This is a genomic window from Azovibrio sp. (genome assembly GCF_049658005.1).
Classification (GTDB): domain Bacteria; phylum Pseudomonadota; class Gammaproteobacteria; order Burkholderiales; family Rhodocyclaceae; genus Azovibrio.
Map to the genome: position 1 here is coordinate 1 of NZ_JBASOH010000025.1, position 2795 is coordinate 2795.

The following is a 2795-nucleotide window of genomic DNA, read 5'->3' on the forward strand; positions in this document are numbered from 1 at the left end:
ACACGATCCCTCACGCGAAGCTGTTGGCCGTGGTGGCAGAGCGCATCGTAGATGGGGGAATTTTGCACCTCATCAAGTTGTGGCTCAAAGCCCCGGTGATTGGCGAAGAAGAGGACGGTACGCGGAAAGTTGTGGGCGGCGGCAAGGGCAACAGCAAAGGCACACCGCAAGGCGGCGTCATTTCACCGCTGTTGTCGAACTGCTACCTGCACCTGCTGGATCGAATCTGGGACAGGCATCAACTGTGCTGGAAATTGAAGGCGCGGATTGTTCGCTATGCGGATGATTTTGTCGTGTTATGTGCCGGGAAAGTAGAAGCCCCCCTGGCCATGGTACGGCGGGTGCTGGATCGGCTTGAACTCACGCTGAACGAGAACAAGACCCGCATCGTGGATGCCCGGAAAGAAAGCTTCAACTTTCTGGGATTTGAAATCAGGGTGAGCAAGAGTTGGAAGTCGGGCAAAAGCTTCACGCATGTTTGCCCGGCGAAGAAGTCTCTTGTGAAAATCAAGGAAAGCATCAAGCAGAAAACGGATCGACGGCTAACGCCGATACCCTTGGAAGACGTGGTGAGAAATCTGAACGCCAGCCTGCGAGGCTGGGTCGGCTACTTTCACTATCGGCACTCCAGCAAGGTGCTCGGCAAGGTGAAGACGTATGCAGAAGACCGCTTGCGTAATCACCTGATGAAGCGGCATAAGATACGAAATCGTGGGGAGGCCCTGCAACGCTTTCCACGAGAGACGCTGTATGCGGACTATGGGCTATACAAAGTGCCGATGACAGCGCGCTGGAAATCAGCGCATGCCTCGGTGTGAAGAACATCGGAAAGCCGTGTGCGTTAATAGCGCATGCACGGTTTGATGAGGAGGCCAAGTAAATATGATTATGGTAAAGCTAGTGAGGCACCGCCAGACGAAAGGAGCGGAAATGGATATGCCAAACCTGTTATTTTATGCGCATGTTCTCTACTCTACACGGTTTTCTTCGCTCTACCCAAGCCCCACCCGTCAAACGGTGGGGCTTTTTTTCATAAGCCCAAATTGTGCGCGCCCCATCAAGCGGGCCAAGGGAATGGTTTACGCCGCCGGCCCAGCAGGTCGCCCCTGGCGAAGAGCAGCGGCGTCAATAACCAGAATTCCAAGTTGATCTCCCTGGGCAAAAAGGCGCGGAGGATCAGCGAAAATGATGTCGCGGCATTTGCAATGTATTCGCCTTAAAGCTAACATTGTCGTATGCACGAGATCATCCACTCCCTCGACGAAGCCGAGAATGACCCGTACCAGTCGTGGATCGAATCACTGCGGGACCGGGTGGCCAAGGTGGCGATCATCAAGCGCGTTGCCCGTATGGAAGTTGGGTTGTTCGGTGATTGCAAATCTTTGCGCGAGGGTATCTGGGAGCTCAAGATCGACGTCGGTGCCGGATATCGCGTTTATTACGCGCACGTTGGCAATCGAGTGATCCTGCTGACCAGCGGCGGCGATAAGAAGTCACAGAACCGTGACATCGAACGTGCCGTGAACTTGTTGAAAGACTGGGAGAAGCGAAATGGCTAAGACACATCGAACCCATGAGGAAGCAACAGTCGAGATGTTCCGCAAAGACCCGGATTTGGCCGCCGACTACCTCAACTCCGTTCTGGAAGATGGCGACGAAACTGATTTGATGCTGGCACTGCGCACCCTGAGCAAGGCGTTCGGCGGCGTACAGGAAGTGGCCCGTCAAGCGGACGTCAATGCGCACACCCTCTACCGTACCCTTTCGGAAAAAGGCAATCCTGAACTGAAGACCCTATCGGCAATTCTGAAAGCGATGGGCATGCGTCTGGCGATTCAACCGCTAAACCACCACGCCCGCGCTTGAATCGAGCAAGCCGAACTCGCGGCCATCGAAGCCGAGTCCATCGGCTTGCAGCCGCTGGACCAACATCTGGGTGGCGCAACTGAGGTAAATACCGCCGTCACACCAGCGCCGACTTTTGCCAAAAGATTCAACTCCTAACCGATTTGGCTCACAATGATATATGCGCCAGTGAAACAGGAGAATTGACATGACCATGGTTGAACGGCTTTGTGCAGTCAGCAGCATTCTGCCGCCCCCGGCTCAGGCCGAATTGCTGGATTTTGCGGAGTTTTTGCAGCTAAGAAATCCCTGAATCCGTGACCACCCCATAACGAATCCGTACCTCATTGGATTTTCTGAATTTCGTTGCCCGGATTGCCTGCCTGCATGCATCCAAGACCCTGCGCTGGCCGTTATGGCGGGCATGAACGTCGCCACAGCGGCCATCAAGACACTCCACAAACGGTGTTCGGCACGCAGCGTGCAGGGCTGCGCCTGCAGCGATGGCTGCACGGGTGGCTGGTGTTGCCGGGATGGTTCGCAGTTGCTGGTCAGGGCACCGCGCTGCGCCATGTCGCCCGTCTATGTCGCCCGCAGTTGGGCGTAATGGCGCGCAAAGGCCGCGTAGCCCGGATCGTGCTCGCCCAAACCGAGCACCCAGCGGCCCGCATGGCGAATGAGCCGCGCGGCCTTGTAGACCATCTCCTGCATCACGGTCTTGATGCGCCGACGTTGGGCCTTGTGGCGCACGGGCGCATCCTCGCCGTGCAGGGTGTGCACGCCGATCAGGCGCAGCAGGTTCATGGCCACGCAGGCCATCTGACACACCCGGTAGTTGGTGTCGAACTTGCCCGAGGGCAGTCGCTCCAGCCCCATGTCGGTCTTGAACTCGGAATGGAACTGCTCATGGGTGCCGTGCTGGCAGTACAACTCGATGATCTGCGCCGGCG

At 56.6% G+C, this 2795-nt stretch carries 3 protein-coding genes and 1 pseudogene; 3 read left to right on the plus strand and 1 reads right to left on the minus strand.

The features are described from left to right. The 3 genes from WBH99_RS02825 to WBH99_RS02835 form a co-directional block, all read left to right on the plus strand. Positions 1-818 (plus strand): reverse transcriptase domain-containing protein (locus tag WBH99_RS02825; protein WP_424218596.1); only part of this gene is annotated, 818 nt, incomplete at its 5' end. Positions 819-1235: 417 nt separating this feature from the next. Continuing rightward, complete coding sequence (locus WBH99_RS02830; RefSeq protein ID WP_424218597.1) at positions 1236-1559, plus strand: type II toxin-antitoxin system RelE/ParE family toxin; 324 nt, start codon at positions 1236-1238, stop codon at positions 1557-1559. Beyond that, positions 1552-1866 (plus strand): addiction module antidote protein, encoded by a 315-nt coding sequence (locus WBH99_RS02835; RefSeq protein WP_424218598.1) that lies wholly within the window; start codon positions 1552-1554, stop codon positions 1864-1866. The genes WBH99_RS02830 and WBH99_RS02835 overlap by 8 nt, the downstream gene beginning before the upstream one ends. A 561-nt stretch (positions 1867-2427) precedes the next feature. Here the strand turns inward: WBH99_RS02835 and WBH99_RS02840 are convergent. Then, positions 2428-2795, minus strand: a pseudogene (locus WBH99_RS02840) (IS1380 family transposase); the annotation flags it as partial.